Consider the following 15,968-nt stretch of genomic DNA (forward strand, 5'->3'; position numbering starts at 1 on the left):
CCTTCCGCGAGACGGCCTTCTTCGGGCCGGACCGCATGGGGGAACGGGTGAAAATCACCTGGCGGCTCTGGGGGGCAAGGGGCTGGTGACCCGCCTGGTGACCGACGGCGCGCTCGACGACCTGGTCGACGACTACGCGAGCGACACCCGCTACACCGGCTGGGGCTCCAAGGTCACGGTCACGGCCCCACCCGCCGAGCAGATCATCGACGAAGACCACGTGGACTACTCCACCAAGCCGGAGACCCCGCTCAACTCGGTGATCGAACAGTTCGCGGGCAACTGATTCCTGTTTCCCGTTCGAGCATCGGACAGCTCCGATGCGGGGAGGGAGGTGTCAGGACTCACCGTTGCGTTCCTGCCCGGCCCCCGGCTCCTGGCCGGGTGGGGGCAGTTGCTTCCAGCCCTGCTCGACCGAGGCGCGACATCCGTCGGGCTGATCTCCTGCGCCGACGAACAGTGCGGTCAGCATGGGGGCGCCGTGGTCAAGCGTCCGGCGGGGCAGAGGGCCGTTGGCGACCAGGGAGACCAGCCCATGGCCGATGGCCCAGCTCTGGATCGCCAGTTCCAGCGGGTCGGTGTCGGCGCGGAAGCGGTCGGCGTCCCTGGCCCGTCGGGCGGCTTGGACCAGATACTCCAAGGTTGCGTCCGCGGCCTTGAGGTCTTCGAGGTCGAAGTTCGCGTCGAACATGACCCGGTACAGGTCGGGGTGCTCCAGGGCGTTGCCGAGGTAGGCGGCGACCAGGGCGGTCAGGTCCCGAACCGGATCCTCGGACGTGGTCACCGTCGAGAACTTGGCCGCCAGGCGGGTGAAGCCTTCCTGCCGCAGCGCCTTCCACATGCCGTCCATGCCGCCGAAGTAGGTGTAGACGGCCATCGTCGATACGCAGGTCCCGGCCACCAGTGAGCGCAGGGTGATGGGCTCGCGGGTGCGGAGCATGTGTGCGGCCCGCTCGATGAGCAGAGTGCGGACCGCTGGGTCCTTCGTCCTCGCCATGGCACCAGAATACATAGCATTGCACTGCTATAGTTTCGGAATCCCGAGCCCACGGGCTCTCACGACAAGGAGTCAACATGGCCATCACCCTGGTGAACCCCGAAGGGCTGCCGAAGGTCGACATCTACCGGCAGGTGTCGGTCGCCACCGGATCGAAGCTGGTGTTCATCGCCGGCCAGGTCGCCCGCGATGCCGACGGGAACAGAGTCGGCGAAGGAGACCTCGCCGCCCAGGTCGAGCAGTGCTACCTCAACATCGCCACCGCCCTGGCCGAGGTCGGCGGCTCCTTCGACGACGTGGCGAAACTGACCGTCTACCTCGTCGACTGGACCCCCGACAAGATGCCCCTGTTTGTGGAGGGAGTCACCCGGGCCTCCGCGAAGCTGGGCGTCACCCCGCTCCCGCCGCTCACCGGGGTGGGCGTCGCCGCACTGGCCGAGCCCGACCTCCTGGTCGAGGTCGAGGCCACCGCGGTCATCAGCTGAATAAGAAACAAGTTCGGGGTTCCCGAGCGCCTATACAGGTCATCTCGCCCCAGGGCCAGGGCGTTCCCTGTGTAGAGCACGTCGCTGTGGCGCTTGAGGAGATCTCGGGATCGGTGCAGCCGCGGAGATACGTGCCGCTCCTGTTCTCTCTCATTTGCGGCTGGTGAGACGTTTCTTGACGACACCCCACCTACGCGGGTTTCGCGTCGGCAGGGTCGCGGGGTGCCGAGGTGGCGAGCGAGAGCACAGCACTGAGTGCGGCGGCACCGTCGAGGAGGGCTTTGGAGCGAGCCGCGATGCCGGCGTCTCTGGCAGCCAGCGCGGAGGCGACATCCTCCAATCGGCGGGCGCGCCGTAGCTCCGGCATGAGGGCCCGAAGGGGGGCGATACGGTAACCGGCCCTGCGCAGTTGGTGAACGATCCGCGCATCCTGTACTTGGTTGGGGGTGTAGCGTCGCGTTCCTCGCGCGGGGTCGCGGTCAGGGACGACAAGATCCTCGGCATCCCAGTGCCGCAACGTCGAAGGGCGCACGCCGAGGGCGGCGGCGAGTTCGGAGACACCCATCGAGTCCGATGCGCGTACGTCTTCGATCGGCTCGCTGGAGATCGCCCGGGCGGCCTCCTTGGCCTGCCTCAGTTCCGTGCGCTCCGCGTCGAGCCGGGCGTGCGCCGCGTCGAGAAGGGCAAGCACCTGCGAGGTGGGGAGCTGGTGGACGGCCCGAACGATCTTCTTGGCCTCAGTCGGGCCCGCGCCTGCCGCGAGGGCTCGGTAGGCCAACGCGGACTGTAGATGTATCTCTCCATAGATCCGGTAGCCCGTAGCCGTGCGCGTCGCCGGCGGCAGCACACCGTCGCGTTCGAGATTGCGCACCTGTTGGACGGAGCACCCGGCGCGCCGCGCGACATCGACGGTACGCATGTCCCGTGATTTGAGACCTGACACCCTGAAGCCCCTTACCCTCAGCCCCAAAGTCTCCATAAGCACTTTAATGTAACGCTAGAGCACATGACCATAGACGAGATCATCAGTTTCATCGACGGCCTCGACGGCGTCTTGACCCTCAGGCCGGCACCTGGCGACGGCTCGCCGGAGATCAGCTGGGGCGACACGTTCTTCTACTACGCACCTGATGGTGTCACCCCGACAACGACCCAGCCCTTCGCGACGGTCGTGACCAAGAACTACCCCGGTGACGAGGCGTCGCGCCTGGACCGGCCGGACACCTTCCGGGTGAACATCTCCGCGGGGAAAGAAGCGTTCATCCGGTGGACCGGTCACGCGCCACGCGAATCAGCCGCCACCGAGGTCGACCCCAGCGCGGCCGACACCGTGATCGCGCACCCCGTCTACGGCGCCGTCGGCTGGCTGGCAGTGGTGAACCCGGGCCCGCGTGCTGAGGCGGCAACCCGTGAGCTGCTGTGTACGGCCCATCACCTCGCACGCTCGCGCTATGAGCGACACGCTGAATCCACGGCGCGCTGACGTGAGGCGGCCCTGGAGATCGTGGAGTTTGAGGTGGCGTTCCCCACCCGAGGTCTGCCTGCTGGTAGGTCTCCGACGGCTCGTCCAAGATCACCGTTGGGGGCCGCCGTGAGCAGGGAGTGGCCGATCAACGCCGGGGGCGGTTCCTCGATGTCGCCGGAACAGCGCGGTGATCTTCAAATGACCATGGTTTCTTGAAGATCTTCAGCGGTCCTCATCACGGCCCCTCCCCGGCTCGTTGGCGATCACCGGTGCGGCGCGACGACCGCCTGTGGGGCGTCAACCGTCGCAGGAAGGGCGCCGCGAACACGCCGGCCGCGCTGAGATCGATTGGTCCCTGGTGCCGGTTGGGGCCTCAACGCCGCGCGTGGCGGATCTTCAACCGTCCTAACCCCATGGTCCCAGAGATCCGGATCCTCGGCCCGCCGGGGCGGGAGCGCCGCCGGGTCTTGTAGAGCGGGCCCTTCCACCCGGTGTACAGCCCCTCGACGTCGACGATCGCGTCGCGAGGCACCGTGATCCTGGCCCTGCCGGTGCCGAGTTGCAACTTGACGTCGACTACCGGATGCTCGATGACCGCCCGGGACAGGTCCAGATGCACCCTTCCGAATGCGGACTCGACCTTGAGGATCCGAGGTACCCGCCATGCGCCGCGCCGCCGGATCCGTCCGCTGACGGCGGCAATCGTGGACGTGGTGCCCGCGTTCTCCTCCGGGAGCGAGGCCAGAGCCAGCACGAGCTCGCTGTGCGTCTCGGCGGTGAGCGCCTGGTGGAGGCGTTCGTCCATCTCCTGGTGTGAGATGTGTCCTTCGGCGTACGCCTCCTGTATGCGCTGCACGGCCGTGTCGCGATCGTCTTCGCTGATCAGCGGCGGCCGGCGGTCCGACCCGCCGGCCCGGGCCCTCACCGTCCCCAGCGACTGTAGGTACGGACCGACAGCGGGACGAACACCACCAGCAGCGCGGCCGACCAGAGCAGGACGGTAGCCACCGGATGAGCGAGCGGCCAGGCCACGTCTCCGGACGTCACACCCGGATTGCCGAACAGCTCCCGGGAGGCGGCGGTGAGCGCGCTCACCGGGTTCCAGTCGGCCAGGAAGCGCAGCCAGCCCGGCATGCCGTCGGTCGGGACGAACGCGTTCGACAGCATCGTGAACGGCAGGAACAGCGGCACCATCGCGTCGGCGACCTGGTCGTTCTTCACCGCCAGGCCCACATAGACGCCCACCCAGCTCAGCGCGTACCGCAGCACGATCATCAGCAGGAACGCCTGGGCCGTGGGGATCAGGCCGCGGTGCGGCTGCCAGCCCACCAGCAGGCCCGCGCCCACCATGATGGCCAGCATCAGCAGGCCGGTCAGCAGGTCGGCGCCGGTCTGCCCGAACGGCACCGCCAAGCGCGCCATCGGCATGGAGCGGAACCGGTCCATCACACCGCGGGAGGCGTCGGTGGCCATCCGCGTCATGACCCCCATCACCGCGGAGAAGGTCACCATCGCGAACAGGCCGGGCATGAGGTACTCGCGGTAGTCGCCGCCGTCCGGCACCTGGATCGCGCTGCCGAAGACGTACCCGAACAGCACCACCATGACGGCCGGGAAGATCAGCGCCGCGACGAGTTCGCCGGGATCGTGTCGCAGCCGTCCCAGCTCGCGGCCGACCAGGGTCAGTCCGTCGGTGAACGTCCACCGCAGGCGGCGGCCCAGCGGCGGGGCGAGGTCGGTCATCAGACCAGCTCCTTCCGGTCGGTGAGGCGCAGGAACACCTCGTCCAGGGTGGGGCGGCGCAGCCGCACGTCGGCCGCGGCGACCCCGGCGCGGTCGAGCTCGCGCACGATGTCGGCGAGCCGGAAGCCGCCGCCCGGCAGGGCGACGCTGAGCCGGTCGGCGCCGGTCATCGTGGGATCGGTCCCGGCCAGGGCTTTCAGCACGGTCGCCGCCGGACGCAGGGCGGCGGGGTCTTCGAGGACGACGTCGAGGCGGTCGCCGATCGTGGCCTTCAGCTCGTCGGGTGTGCCCGTGGCGATCACCTGTCCGTGGTCGACGACGGCGATGTCGTCGGCCAGCTGGTCGGCCTCGTCCAGGTACTGCGTGGTGAGCAGCACCGTGGTGCCGTCCGCCACCAGCTCGCGGACGTTGTCCCAGATCTCGCCGCGGCTGCGCGGGTCCAGACCGGTGGTCGGCTCGTCCAGGAAGAGCACCTCGGGGCGCAGGATGAGGCTGGTGATCAGGTCGAGGCGGCGCCGCATGCCGCCGGAGTAGCCGGTGACCTGCCGATCGGCGGCGTCCATCAGACCGAAGCGCTCCAGCAGCTCGTCGGCCCGCCGGTACGCCTCGCGCCGGGACAGGTGGGAGAGGCGCCCGAACATGCGCAGGTTGCCACGGCCGGTGAGCTTCTCGTCCACGGCGGCGTACTGGCCCGCGAGCCCGATCCTGGCGCGCACCTTGCCGGCCTCGCGGACGACGTCGTATCCGGCGATGCGGGCGTGCCCGGCATCGGGATCGGACAAGGTCGCCAGGATGCGCACCGCGGTCGTCTTCCCCGCGCCGTTGGGCCCCAGTACGCCGCAGACCGTTCCTCTCGGAACGCTCAGGTCCAGCCCCCGCAGCGCATGGGTGTCGCCGAAGGACTTGTGCAGCCCCTCGGCGAAGACGACCGGATCCGCCATGATCCCTCCACTGGGTACGTTGTACGCGGTTATGTCGGCCAGGCTAAGTTACTGGGTACTATGTACGCAAGTAGGGGGTGGAACGGTGACCGACGCCGAGTACGTGAACATCTGGATGCGGCCCGAACGCCCGGCCCGTGGGCCGAAGCCCACCTACAGCCGCGCGCAGATCACCGAGGCGGCGATCCGGATCGCCGACGCCGAGGGGCTGGAGGCCGCCACCATGCGGCGGATCGCCGCCGAGATCGGCGCCGGCGCGATGTCCCTCTACCGGTACGTCCCGAGCCGCGACAACCTGGTCGAGCTCATGGCCGACCGGCTGATGGGCGAGATCGACGTCACGGGCATGCCCTCGGGCGACTGGCGCGCCGACCTGACCCGCTACGCCGACGGGCTGCGGGCCATGTGGCTGAGGCACCCGTGGATCGCCACCGTGCAGCGGTCACTCCCCAGCTTCGGCCCCAACCAGCTGCTCTTGATAGAACGGCTGATGGGAGTGCTCGACGCCTTCGTCTCCATCGACGAGAACCTCGGCCTCATGGCCATGCTGAACAGCTACGTCGAGGGCACCGTCCGCGAGGAGATCAGCTCGGCCGAGGAATTCCGCCGCAGCGGGCTCAGCGAGTCGGAGTGGATGGCGCGGAGCTACCCGTACGTCGACCGGCTGGTGAAGAGCGGGGAGTACCCGATCTTCACCAAGATCGTGATGGAGGCGCGCCAGCCGCATCTGAGCCGCGACGACCAGTTCCGGTACGGGCTCCAGCGCGTCCTCGACTGCATCGCCGCGGCCCTCCCGTCAACGGCCGAGCCCCCGGTGCCGGCGCACCGAGAGGGGCAGGAAGACCGCGACGATTAGCACCGGCCAGGCAATGGCCATTTCGAGCCGCAACTGCGCGCTCAGCCGGCGGCAGCGCCGAACCACCTGGGCAGCTGGCTGAGCAGATCCTGCTGGTCTTCACCGACCCACGCCACGTGGCCGTCCGGCCGCAGCAGCGCCGCGGGCACGTCCAGTTCCTCGCTGGCCTCGACGACGTCGACGACGTGGTCGACCCGCTCTGCCCAGCCCGCCACCGAGAGCCGGCCGGTCTGGTCGAGTAGTAGCCCGCGGCCGCCGTGCATCAGCTCGTAGAGGCGACCCCGCTTCAGCTCCACGTCCCGCATCCGCCGGCCGAGCAGTTCATGCCCCCCGCCGAAGTCGTAGCGCACCCCGATCGCGACGATCTTCTCGATCAGGTACCGGTTCACCTCCTCGAAGTCCATCAGTTCCGACAACAGCCGGCGCACTGACCGGGGGCCCGGCTCGAGGGACATCAGCTCCATCTGCGCGCGGGTGTTGTCCAGCACGTCGGCGGCCACCGGGTGCCGTTCGGTGTGGTAACTGTCCAGCAGCCCCTCCGGCGCCCAGCCGCCGACCTCGGCGGCCAGTTTCCAGCCGAGGTTGAACGCGTCCTGTACGCCGAGGTTGAGCCCCTGCCCGCCGGTCGGCGGGTGGATGTGCGCCGCGTCGCCGGCCAGCAGCACCCGGCCGGTCCGGTAGCGCTCGGCCAGCCGGGTGGCGTCGCCGAAGCGGGAGAGCCAGCGCGGTGAGTGCACGCCGAAGTCGGTACCCGCGGTCACCCGCAACTGCTGCTTGAACTCCTCCAGGGTCGGCGGAACCGTGCGGTCCTCGGACACCCCCTCGGCGGGCACGACGACGCGGTACACCCCGTCCCCGAGGTGCCCGGCGCCGAACCTCAGCTGGGTCTTGCGGACCTTCGCGACGATGGCGGCAACCGTCGCCGGATCCTCGGCCACCTCCATCTCGCCCAGCAGCGTCTCGACCTTGGCGGGCTCGCCGGGAAAGCCGACGCCGAGCAGCTTGCGCACCGTGCTGCGGCCGCCGTCGCAGCCGACGAGGTAGCGCGAGCGCAGCTGCGTGCCATCGGCCAGCTCGACGGTCACCCCGTCCCCGTCCTGGCTCAGCCCGACCAGCTCGCAGCCGCGCCGGATCTCGGCGCCGGCCTCGGCGGCACGCTCGGCCAGCAGGCGATCGGTGGTGCTCTGCGGGATGCCGAGGACGTAGCCGTGCGCGGTGTCCAGCCGGTCGGGCGAGGGCTTGGTGATGCCGGCGAAGAAACCGCCGACCGGGTACTTCTGGCCGTGCGTGAGGAACCGCTCCAGCAGACCGCGCTGGTCCATCACCTCGATGCTGCGCACGTGCAGGCCGAGCGAGCGGACATACCCGGCCGGCTCCGCCTCCTTCTCCAGCACGAGCACATGCACATCGTGCAGCCGCAACTCGCCGGCCAGCATCATGCCGGTCGGTCCGCCACCGGCGACGATCACGTCAATCATGAAAACCCCCATTCAACAAGGCTGCGTTTCGGCCGGCTGCTTCGGGCAGCCCGGCGGCGCGCGTACCCGCACCTCCGCGTCGAGTGCCCGCAACCGCGCCGCGAGTTCCACCGGCGGTTCGACGTCCCGCGTGATCCACACGTCGACAGAAGAACACGTACTTCACGAATCTCTGATTTCCGCAGGTTCTGGCCTCGGCCGACGATTCTGCAGCACGACCCGGGTCTTGCCGCAAGCCCCCCGGTGCGCTATACGTTGAGAGTGGCAGGGAGTGGATGGTCTCCTTGCCTTTGCCTTTTGCCGTCCGCCGTGGACGGACAAGCTCCTCCCGAAGCGGTGACACGCCGCGTACGGCGATGCCGCCGCCGGCTGAACACACCTGCTCATCCCCGCTCGTCGGTGTCGGTGGTGGCCGGGTCGCGCAGGGCCGCAGGCCGCCGTCGGCGGGGGGAGGCGCGGAAGCTGTAGCGGCCCAGCACGTTGAGATTCGCGTGCTTGAGCGGGGAGAGCCGGGCGACGTCCTCGTTTAAGGACGACCTCCGGGGCGAGCACGTCAAGGAGGTACTGCGGGTCCCCGGTTTCGAGCGCGCGCTGGAACGACCTCAGAGCCGCCCGGGTCTCGCTCGGGGAGACCACCTCGCGAGGGCGGCGGGCATCGACGTGCCGGCGGGCGCGGTGCGCGAACGCGCGCACGTCCGTGCAGCACCGAGACATGGCCCGGCCGAGTAAGAAAGCTCAGGGACCTCACGAGAAGTAGCGATCTGTCACCGCGAACCTGCAGAGGTGAAACAGGCTCGGCTCCTCGGGCAAGCCGCCGCCCCATCCCATCGACCGCCCTCCGACGCACCGGTCCGTACTCGCGGGCCGCTGTTCCTGTCCGACCGCCGCCCGGTCCTCGCCCGCCGTCCCAGCCCCGAGCACATCTGCCTCGACCCCGGAGATGCCTACGTTCAGGGCAAGATGGTGATCTTGCCGTGGGTCTGGCCCGCCTCGCTCCTGCGGTGGACCAGCGCGAGGTCGGACAGATGGTGGGATTCGGCGACGTCGACGATGAGCGCGCCGGCGTCGAGGAGTTCGACGATCTCGCCCAGCTGCTTGGCGTCGTTGCGGGCGACCATGTGGAGGGCGGTGACATCGGCGTCGGCGGGCGGCTCGACGGGGGTGGCGACGGAGGCGATGACGCCGCCCGGCCGTAGAAGGGAGACCAGGCTCACCGCGGCCTCGGGGGAGATCGGAGCGAGGTTGACGACGGCATCGACCGGGCAGTCCAGCGCAGCTGCGAGAGCGGTGGTCGTGTAGTCGATGATCTGGTCGGCGCCGTACTCGCGGACCGCCGCGGCGCTGCGGCCGCTGGCCGTGGCGACCACTGTCGCGCCCGCGTGCCTGGCGAGCTGGACGGCGAACACGCCCACGCCGCCACCGGCGCCGTTGATGAGCACGCGCTGGCCCGCGGTGATGCGGGCGTGCTCGAACAGCACCTGCCAGGCGGTGAGCGCGGCGACCGGGATCGCGGCCGCGTCGGAGAGGGGAACAGTGACAGGTGCCTTGACCAGCACGCCGGCCGGGGCGGTGACGTACTCGGCCGCGGCGCCGCCCGCGTCGAGACGGCCGATGACCCGGTCGCCCACGGCCAGCCCCTCCACGTCGTCGCTGAGCTCGGCGATCGTGCCGGAGACGTCCCAGCCGAGGGTGTAGGGCAGGTCGACCGGCAGCGCGGGCAGCATCCCCGACCGCAGCGCCGTCTCCGAAGGATTGAACGAGGTGGCGGCGACCCGGATCAGGGCCTCGCCCGGTCCGGGCGCGGGCCGCGGTACTTCTTCGTATCGGATGACGGAGGCGTCGCCGTACTCATGGATGCGGGCGGCCTTCATGGTGTCGCGAAACTCGCACGCGTGGTCGGCCACCCAGGTGCGGAATGTGCGTGCCGGGGCTCCGGTTACCTCTGCCACCGTGGCCGTGGCCACTCTCGGTGCGGTCGCCATCTCGGCCTGGGCCTGGAGGATGCCGTCCACGGCCGCGGGTGGCCAGCCCCGGGTGAGCATCCGCTGCCGCGCGGTCTGCGGCGAGGTCTCCTCCCAATGCACCGGGCGGCCGATCACCTCCCCGATGATGCTCGCCTGTTCGGCCTGGGTCAGTATCTCGGGCCCGGTCAGCTCATAGACCGCGCCGTTGTGCCCGTCGCCGACGAGTGCGCGCACCGCGACCGTCGCGAGGTCCCGCTCGTGCAGCGGGGGCATGGCGGCCGCGCCGTACGGCTCACGCACGACTGCCTCGGCGCGGATCTGCCCGGCCCACCGCAAGGCGTTGGCCGCGAAGGCGTGCGGTCGCAGGAACGTCCATTCCAGCCCGGACCGCTCGATCAGCCGCTCGACCTGTTGTTCGTAGTCGCGTACGGCCGCGGAAGACAGGTAGACGACGCGGCGGGCATGTGTGGCGACCACATCCAGAACCGCGGGCATCCCCTCGGCCGTGGCGAACGGCCAGAGGAGAAACACGGCCTCGGCCCCGTCCAAGGGCGCGTGCAGAGTGGCCGGATGGGCCAGGTCGCCCCGTACGACCTCGACGCCGTCCGGCAGGCCGGCCACTTCGGGATCGCGGGCCAGCGCGCGAACCTCTGCCCCCGCCTCGAGCAGCTGAGCCACGACCTGCCGGCCGACCGTGCCGGTCGCACCGATCACCAGAATCCTGCGTTGCCCCGGCATAAAAGGCTCCCAATGGTTGATCACTTCGTGTGCGCTCAACCGTATGGGGATGAAGAGAGACGTCCAATGCTTAGAAATCTCATATTTATACGCGTACGTCTTCGTATGGCCGCAGAGATAGACTCTCACCGTGGATGTACTCAGCGATGTGATCGCCGCGATGCGCGCCGGGGAACCCCGTTCGGCGCGCGTTCGGTGGCACGCCCCCTGGGGGCAGCGGTTCCCCACCGTGCCTGGCTCCGCCGGCTTTCAAGTGGTCCTGCAGGGATCATGCCGGCTGATCCCCCCGGACGGCGGTACCTCCATCGTGCTGAACGTCGGCGACGTGGTGTTCCTGCCCCACGGAAGCGGCTACGCGCTCGCCGACAGCCCCGCCACCCCGCTGACCGAACCTGTCTGCGACCCACTGAACGACCCTCGATTCGAAGACCGCTACGCCTCCGCGACCGTGGGGAAGGCCGGACAGGACGGCTCGCAGGCGGTCACCGTGACCCTCTGCGGTGGATACCGGCTCGATCCCAGCCGAGCCCATCCGCTCCTGGGCGACTTGCCCGAGATCGTCCACCTGCCTGCCCGCCTTGGGCACCGTCCCGAACTGCGCGCCGCCGTCGACCTCCTCGGCGGCGAACTCGACGCTCCCCGCCTAGGTGTGGACACCGTCGTGCCCGCCCTGCTCGACGTGCTGCTGCTCTACATCCTGCGCGCCTGGTTCGACGAACAGTCCGAACGCGGCACGGCCGTCGGCTGGGCCGCGGCACTGGGCGACCCGGCGATCAGCTCCGCACTGCACGCCCTCCACCGTGATCCCGCACTCCCCTGGACGGTTGGGACACTCAGCAGCCAGGCGGGACTGTCGCGGGCGGCTTTCTCCCGGCGCTTCACCACCCTGATCGGCCGGCCGCCCCTCACCTATCTGACCTGGTGGCGCATGACCACCGCCGCCCGGCTTCTCCGTGAGTCCGATGCCCCGCTCGGCGAGGTGGCCACCCGGATCGGCTACACCTCGGAGTTCGCCTTCGCCACCGCCTTCAAGCGGGAGTACGGCACCGCACCGGGCAAATACCGACGACAGAGCCGAGTGGAAACCCAGAACAGTGGGGTCGACGTAATGGCACCACAACCTTCACAGTGACCGTGCCGCCGGCTGTTCGTCGTCGTGCGGCGCGCCGGGGCACACAGCTCGCGGTGGTCACAGCTGCACCCTCGATCACGACGGACAGCGCACCCACCTCCACCCCCAGCGGGAACATGACCGACCCTCCCGGGCTCACGCGGCTCGCCGGCCCTTGGGGAGGATCGGACCCCGTTTTTGCGGTAGAGCCGGTTCGGGTGGGCCGGCTACCGCGCCTCCGTGTTCGGCTGGGCCTGGAGCCGCTGGCGGCGGTCGCTCTCGCCCATTGCTTCTTTCGCCACAACATGGGCATTCCATGCGTTCCAGCTGACGTTTACACGGCTTTGGTCGTGAGTCTTCCCAGGACCGGTAAGGAGTCGCCATAAGGGTGTGCGTCTGCTCATGAGGGGAGGATCAAGGTGAGCACGTGGCATCGGTGCTCCATCAGGATCCGCTTGACCGTGGTGGCCGGCGCCGTCATGGCGCTGCTCTGCACTGTTGTCGCGGTGTTCGCCCTGGTGGCGGTACGGGAAGCCTCCGTCGATGATCGGACACAACGGCTCGCCACCCACGCCATGGAGATGGCCAGGCAGATACGCCACAGCGGCATATCCCCCCACCTGCTGCTGAACAGGCGCAATGAGGCGATCCAGGTGTTCGACCCGGCCGGCACGCTGGTCACCGCCACCCCGGGCTTCACGGCGCGCGAGCCGCCAATAACAAACCTTCGCCCTGATGTCGACTCTTATGCGATTGCGCGGTTGTGCGATCTGCGGGCGTTCCCCGGCCAGTGCAAGATCGTGATCTCCTACCCCCTGCACAAGGCCGACGGCGTCTGGTTGCTCAACATGGCCGTTGCCGATGTTCCCTGGTACGTGGGCCCTCGGCTGCTGATCCCGCTCGCCGCCGGCTGGCTCTTGCTGGTCGGGGCGACCGCGGCGGGCACCTACCGGACCGTGAGCAAGACCTTGGAGCCGGTGGGTGCGATCGGCAGAGAACTGGCCCAGATCACCGCGAGTGATCTCGGCCACCGGGTGCCGGTACCGAAGTACCAAGACGAGCTGCGCGACCTCGCCGAGATCGCGAACAAGACCCTGGACCGGGCCCAGGCGGCGGTTGAGCAGCAGCTGCGGTTCGCCTCGGACGCCTCCCACGATCTGCGCAGCCCGCTGACCGCCATACGCGTGCAGATCGATGAGGCGCTCATGTACCCGAAGGAGACCGACTGGCCGCGAACGGCGAACGCGCTGCTGGACAGTGTGGAACGGCTTCAGGACCTGGTCACCGACCTGTTGCAGATCGCCCGGCTGGACGCGGGCATCAGCGGCCAACGCGATCCCATCGACCTGACCGGCCTGGTGGCGGCCGAGCTGGACCGGCGGCCACGCCGGGTCGCGGTGATCTGTCACCTCACCCCCGGCGTGATGATCAACGGGGAGCGGATCGGCCTGGCCCGGCTGCTGAACAACCTGCTGGACAACGCCGAACGCCACGCCGACTCCGCCATCACGGTCGCCCTCACATTGGAGGCGGGCACGGCGGTGCTGGAGGTGTGCGACGACGGCGAGGGCATCGCCCCCGACCAGCGGGAGGCCATCTTCCAGCGGTTCGCCCGCCTGGAGGCCTCCCGCAGAAGGGACGCCGGCGGCACGGGGCTCGGCCTGCCGATCGCCCGGCAGATCGCCGAAACCCACGGCGGCACCCTCACCATCGAAGACAGCCCCCGCGGCGCACGGTTCGTGCTGCGCCTCCCCGGCCATTCCGCACCTTCCGCAGATCACGCTCGCACGCCGACGAAGGTGTGACCTGGTAAACCGGCGGTTCGTCCTTTGACGCGAGCCGCGCACCGGGGCCAAGGGCACGGCGGAGCCGACCTCGGTAGGCGAGGCACGGACAGGGTGCCGTTCGAGCCGAGGTTGTGGACCGAGCCGTCGTGGGAGGCCCCGAGCGGGTACGGGCTGATGTTCACCGGCGGAGAGAACGCCCACCCGTTCGCGGACATCGCGGCGCCCGCCCCACGGGGCCACGTTCCGGCCATGACCAACAAGAAGCCGGGGGAGCAGTCAGCCGGCTGGGTGCTGATGAAGCACCTCGCGGACACCGCGGCGGACGCGGGTGTGCACACGCACTACAACACCCGGGTAGGGCGCCTGGTCGTCGACGGGGACCGGGTGGTCGGGGCGGAGGTGGTGACGTTCGGCGAGCGGTCGTTCGTGAAGGCACGGCGCGGGCTGGTGCTCTCGGCGGGCGGGTTCGGAGCGAACGCGGCGATGCCCGGCAACCACCTCACCGGCACCGACGGCGACGACGGTTCCGCCATCCGGATGGGCCAGGCGGTCGGCGCGGCGGTCCTGCACATGGAGGCCGGTCAGACGGCCTTCCCCGCCGACCCGGCGCTGCTCTACCGGTCGCTGCTGCTCGACCGGCATGGGAACCGGTTCATCAACGAGGACGGCTACCCGGGTCGGGCCGGGCAGGCCTCGCTGTTCCGTCAGGATCGGCAGATATTCCTGCTCTACGACGACACAGCCAATGAGGAGACGCGGCAGGCGTCCGGGTACGTGGTCGAGCCGACCTGGGTCTCGAACGACCTCGCCGAGTTGGAGACCGAGATGGGGCCGGCGCCAGGGGCGCTGACCGCCACGGTCGGGCTGTACAACGCAGCCGCCGAGAAGGGTGAGGATCCGGTCTGCCACAAGTCGGCCGGGTGGGTCAGGCCGCTCAAGCCGCCGTACGGGGTGCTCGACCTCCGGAACGCGATGTTTTCGATCTTCACCACCGGGCGGCCTGTACACGTCGTTTCACGGCGAGGTCCTCTCGCTCGACGGCGACCGGTCCCCGGCCTGTGCGCCGCGGGACGTACCACCAGCGGCATCCCCGCCTGGGGGTACTGCAGCGGCACCTCGCTCGGCGACTCGACCTTCTCCGGCCAAAGGCATGTGCCCCGACGTCGGCAAGCTCCATGAGCTCGTCGGAGGCTCCATTTCCAGCATCGATTGGCGCGACGGGCTCCGCAGCATGGTGAGCACGGCCGTGCCGGCGGGCGCCGATGTTCCCTGGACGAGTGGCTCCGATGTGGTCCGTGGTCCGGTCATGATGCGGCTTCGAGCTGCTTCTTGACCGCCGCTACCCGGTCCGGCAGCATGCCCGGAGCGATCGGCACGCACTCGTAGCCGAGTGAGATGTAGGTGTCCTGGTGAACCTGCTCGAATCGCAGCGACTCCTCGAAGGTGATCAATCGCGCGTCGGTCGGTGTGATGAACCCGAGGTTTTGGATGAAGAAGACCTTCTTGGCGTAGATCTGCTGAGCTTGGATGCGTTCCAATTCGCGGGACAGGGCCGGAGAGACGGGGTGGCCGAGATAAGTGGCCAGGGCGTAGGTGCAGACGGGTGATCGATCGTAGATCTGTACATCGCCGGGAAGGGCCGCGGCCTGTTCCTGCCGTCGGCGCTGCAGGGTAGTGATCGCCTCCACGAAGGACGGCTTCGTCCACGGCTCGGGTTCACCCCGGGCCTGGTGCAGGGCGATGACATCTGTCGCCGCCTCCTCGACGACGGTGTAGCCGTCACACTCCAGCCAACGCAGGATCGCCGTCTTCCCGGCTCCAGGGGTGCCGGTCAGGATGTAGCGCTTCATCAATCGCCCCCGTACGTCTCGGACATGGACGCCGCCCGGCCCGACTTTGTCAGATGGGGTGATCGGCGGTCGCCTGGAGGAGCAGGTCCCAGGTTCCGGCCCGCGACAGGAGCGCGGGCCTCAATGATCCGTGTGACGACAACCTCGAGACCCTCCTGACCGCACTCTACGTAAAGATCGACGACGAGATCGCAGGAATCCGGCGGATGGGTGGGCCCCTCGTCGGTGAGTGATCAGGTGGAGTTCCGCTCGATCACGTGCACGTTGTCCGGAACGAGGACCAGATCCGCGCTCCCGCCGCTCAGGACCCGCAGGAGGGGATGGGCGATGCGCGCTCCCAGGTCGCCACTGTCGATGGCGACGGTGGTCAGGGGCGGGGCAGCGAACCGGGCGGCGCGGGCAGTTCGATGCCCGCGCCGATGCAGTTGCCGTGCAGGTACGCGGCCGTCCGGCCCTCGCGGAACACGTCGGAGAGGATGCCTGATCGTCGCCATCGTGACCTAATGAATCTACATTGTAAAGGCGCTGACTAGGATTCAAGATCATTTATAAA

The 15,968-nt window shown here is 69.1% G+C and carries 16 protein-coding genes; 7 read left to right on the forward strand and 9 right to left on the reverse strand.

Annotated features, from left to right (window positions below; all coding sequences use genetic code 11):
* Window positions 1–85: 85 nt before the first annotated feature.
* On the forward strand, window positions 86–286 hold the full coding sequence (locus tag ABT061_RS37235; protein WP_350926999.1) for a hypothetical protein: 201 nt from the start codon (window positions 86–88) through the stop codon (window positions 284–286).
* 51 nt (window positions 287–337) lie between these two features.
* On the opposite strand, the gene ABT061_RS37240 is transcribed toward ABT061_RS37235, so the two are convergent.
* Entirely contained in the window at window positions 338–997 is a 660-nt protein-coding gene (locus ABT061_RS37240) for a TetR/AcrR family transcriptional regulator (protein ID WP_350927001.1), read from the reverse strand.
* 77 nt (window positions 998–1,074) lie between these two features.
* On the opposite strand from ABT061_RS37240, the gene ABT061_RS37245 reads away from it, so the two are divergent.
* The gene (locus tag ABT061_RS37245) at window positions 1,075–1,482 is read left to right on the forward strand and encodes a RidA family protein (protein ID WP_350927003.1); all 408 of its coding nucleotides are present in this window, start codon (window positions 1,075–1,077) and stop codon (window positions 1,480–1,482) included.
* 190 nt (window positions 1,483–1,672) lie between these two features.
* Here the strand turns inward: ABT061_RS37245 and ABT061_RS37250 are convergent, their stop codons facing one another.
* The gene (locus ABT061_RS37250) at window positions 1,673–2,401 is read right to left on the reverse strand and encodes a MerR family transcriptional regulator (protein ID WP_350927005.1); all 729 of its coding nucleotides are present in this window, start codon (window positions 2,399–2,401) and stop codon (window positions 1,673–1,675) included.
* Window positions 2,402–2,488: 87 nt separating this feature from the next.
* Here ABT061_RS37250 and ABT061_RS37255 point away from each other — a divergent pair, with 87 nt between their 5' ends.
* The gene (locus ABT061_RS37255; RefSeq protein ID WP_350927007.1) at window positions 2,489–2,965 is read left to right on the forward strand and encodes a DUF6194 family protein; all 477 of its coding nucleotides are present in this window, start codon (window positions 2,489–2,491) and stop codon (window positions 2,963–2,965) included.
* A gap of 355 nt (window positions 2,966–3,320) precedes the next feature.
* Here the strand turns inward: ABT061_RS37255 and ABT061_RS37260 are convergent, their stop codons facing one another.
* The 3 genes from ABT061_RS37260 to ABT061_RS37270 are packed head-to-tail and all read right to left on the reverse strand — an operon-like array spanning window position 3,321 to window position 5,631.
* The gene (locus tag ABT061_RS37260; protein WP_350927009.1) at window positions 3,321–3,872 is read right to left on the reverse strand and encodes a DUF1707 SHOCT-like domain-containing protein; all 552 of its coding nucleotides are present in this window, start codon (window positions 3,870–3,872) and stop codon (window positions 3,321–3,323) included.
* Entirely contained in the window at window positions 3,869–4,690 is an 822-nt protein-coding gene (locus ABT061_RS37265) for an ABC transporter permease (RefSeq protein WP_350927011.1), read from the reverse strand. The genes ABT061_RS37260 and ABT061_RS37265 overlap by 4 nt, the downstream gene beginning before the upstream one ends.
* Entirely contained in the window at window positions 4,690–5,631 is a 942-nt protein-coding gene (locus ABT061_RS37270; protein ID WP_350927013.1) for an ATP-binding cassette domain-containing protein, read from the reverse strand. Before ABT061_RS37270 ends, ABT061_RS37265 begins: the two co-directional genes overlap by 1 nt.
* Window positions 5,632–5,716: 85 nt before the next feature.
* Here ABT061_RS37270 and ABT061_RS37275 point away from each other — a divergent pair, with 85 nt between their 5' ends.
* Window positions 5,717–6,487, forward strand: coding sequence for a TetR/AcrR family transcriptional regulator (locus tag ABT061_RS37275; protein ID WP_350927015.1), 771 nt, complete (start codon window positions 5,717–5,719; stop codon window positions 6,485–6,487).
* Between the two features lie 41 nt (window positions 6,488–6,528).
* Here ABT061_RS37275 and rox read toward each other — a convergent pair whose 3' ends face one another.
* From rox to ABT061_RS37290, 3 genes are all read right to left on the reverse strand, one after another.
* Window positions 6,529–7,965 carry a rifampin monooxygenase gene (gene rox, locus ABT061_RS37280; RefSeq protein ID WP_350927017.1) on the reverse strand — a complete coding sequence of 479 codons (1,437 nt, stop codon included), beginning with the start codon at window positions 7,963–7,965 and terminating at the stop codon, window positions 6,529–6,531.
* 383 nt (window positions 7,966–8,348) lie between these two features.
* Window positions 8,349–8,522 carry a hypothetical protein gene (locus tag ABT061_RS37285; protein ID WP_350927019.1) on the reverse strand — a complete coding sequence of 58 codons (174 nt, stop codon included), beginning with the start codon at window positions 8,520–8,522 and terminating at the stop codon, window positions 8,349–8,351.
* A 393-nt stretch (window positions 8,523–8,915) separates the two neighbouring features.
* Window positions 8,916–10,643, reverse strand: a complete 1,728-nt coding sequence (locus ABT061_RS37290) for an NAD(P)H-binding protein (protein ID WP_350927021.1) — start codon at window positions 10,641–10,643, stop codon at window positions 8,916–8,918.
* Between the two features lie 154 nt (window positions 10,644–10,797).
* Between ABT061_RS37290 and ABT061_RS37295 the strand changes: the two genes are divergently transcribed.
* The 3 genes from ABT061_RS37295 (at window position 10,798) to ABT061_RS37305 (ending at window position 14,744) form a co-directional block, all read left to right on the forward strand.
* Entirely contained in the window at window positions 10,798–11,799 is a 1,002-nt protein-coding gene (locus ABT061_RS37295) for an AraC family transcriptional regulator (RefSeq protein WP_350927023.1), read from the forward strand.
* Window positions 11,800–12,197: 398 nt separating this feature from the next.
* Complete coding sequence (locus ABT061_RS37300; protein WP_350927025.1) at window positions 12,198–13,583, forward strand: sensor histidine kinase; 1,386 nt, start codon at window positions 12,198–12,200, stop codon at window positions 13,581–13,583.
* A gap of 93 nt (window positions 13,584–13,676) precedes the next feature.
* On the forward strand, window positions 13,677–14,744 hold the full coding sequence (locus ABT061_RS37305; protein WP_350927027.1) for an FAD-binding protein: 1,068 nt from the start codon (window positions 13,677–13,679) through the stop codon (window positions 14,742–14,744).
* A gap of 125 nt (window positions 14,745–14,869) precedes the next feature.
* Here ABT061_RS37305 and ABT061_RS37310 read toward each other — a convergent pair whose 3' ends face one another.
* Window positions 14,870–15,415 (reverse strand): AAA family ATPase, encoded by a 546-nt coding sequence (locus ABT061_RS37310; RefSeq protein WP_350927029.1) that lies wholly within the window; start codon window positions 15,413–15,415, stop codon window positions 14,870–14,872.
* Window positions 15,416–15,968 lie beyond the last annotated feature (553 nt).

This window comes from Streptosporangium sp. NPDC002544 (genome assembly GCF_040295965.1).
Lineage (GTDB): Bacteria > Actinomycetota > Actinomycetes > Streptosporangiales > Streptosporangiaceae > Streptosporangium.

Coding starts and splice junctions, on each gene's coding strand:
- ABT061_RS37310 (WP_350927029.1), bottom strand. CDS start 15,415: ATGAAGCGCTACATCCTGACCGGCACCCCTGGAGCCGGGAAGACGGCG.
- ABT061_RS37245 (WP_350927003.1), top strand. CDS start 1,075: ATGGCCATCACCCTGGTGAACCCCGAAGGGCTGCCGAAGGTCGACATC.
- ABT061_RS37250 (WP_350927005.1), bottom strand. CDS start 2,401: ATGCGTACCGTCGATGTCGCGCGGCGCGCCGGGTGCTCCGTCCAACAG.
- ABT061_RS37270 (WP_350927013.1), bottom strand. CDS start 5,631: ATGGCGGATCCGGTCGTCTTCGCCGAGGGGCTGCACAAGTCCTTCGGC.
- rox (WP_350927017.1), bottom strand. CDS start 7,965: ATGATTGACGTGATCGTCGCCGGTGGCGGACCGACCGGCATGATGCTG.
- ABT061_RS37255 (WP_350927007.1), top strand. CDS start 2,489: ATGACCATAGACGAGATCATCAGTTTCATCGACGGCCTCGACGGCGTC.
- ABT061_RS37265 (WP_350927011.1), bottom strand. CDS start 4,690: ATGACCGACCTCGCCCCGCCGCTGGGCCGCCGCCTGCGGTGGACGTTC.
- ABT061_RS37240 (WP_350927001.1), bottom strand. CDS start 997: ATGGCGAGGACGAAGGACCCAGCGGTCCGCACTCTGCTCATCGAGCGG.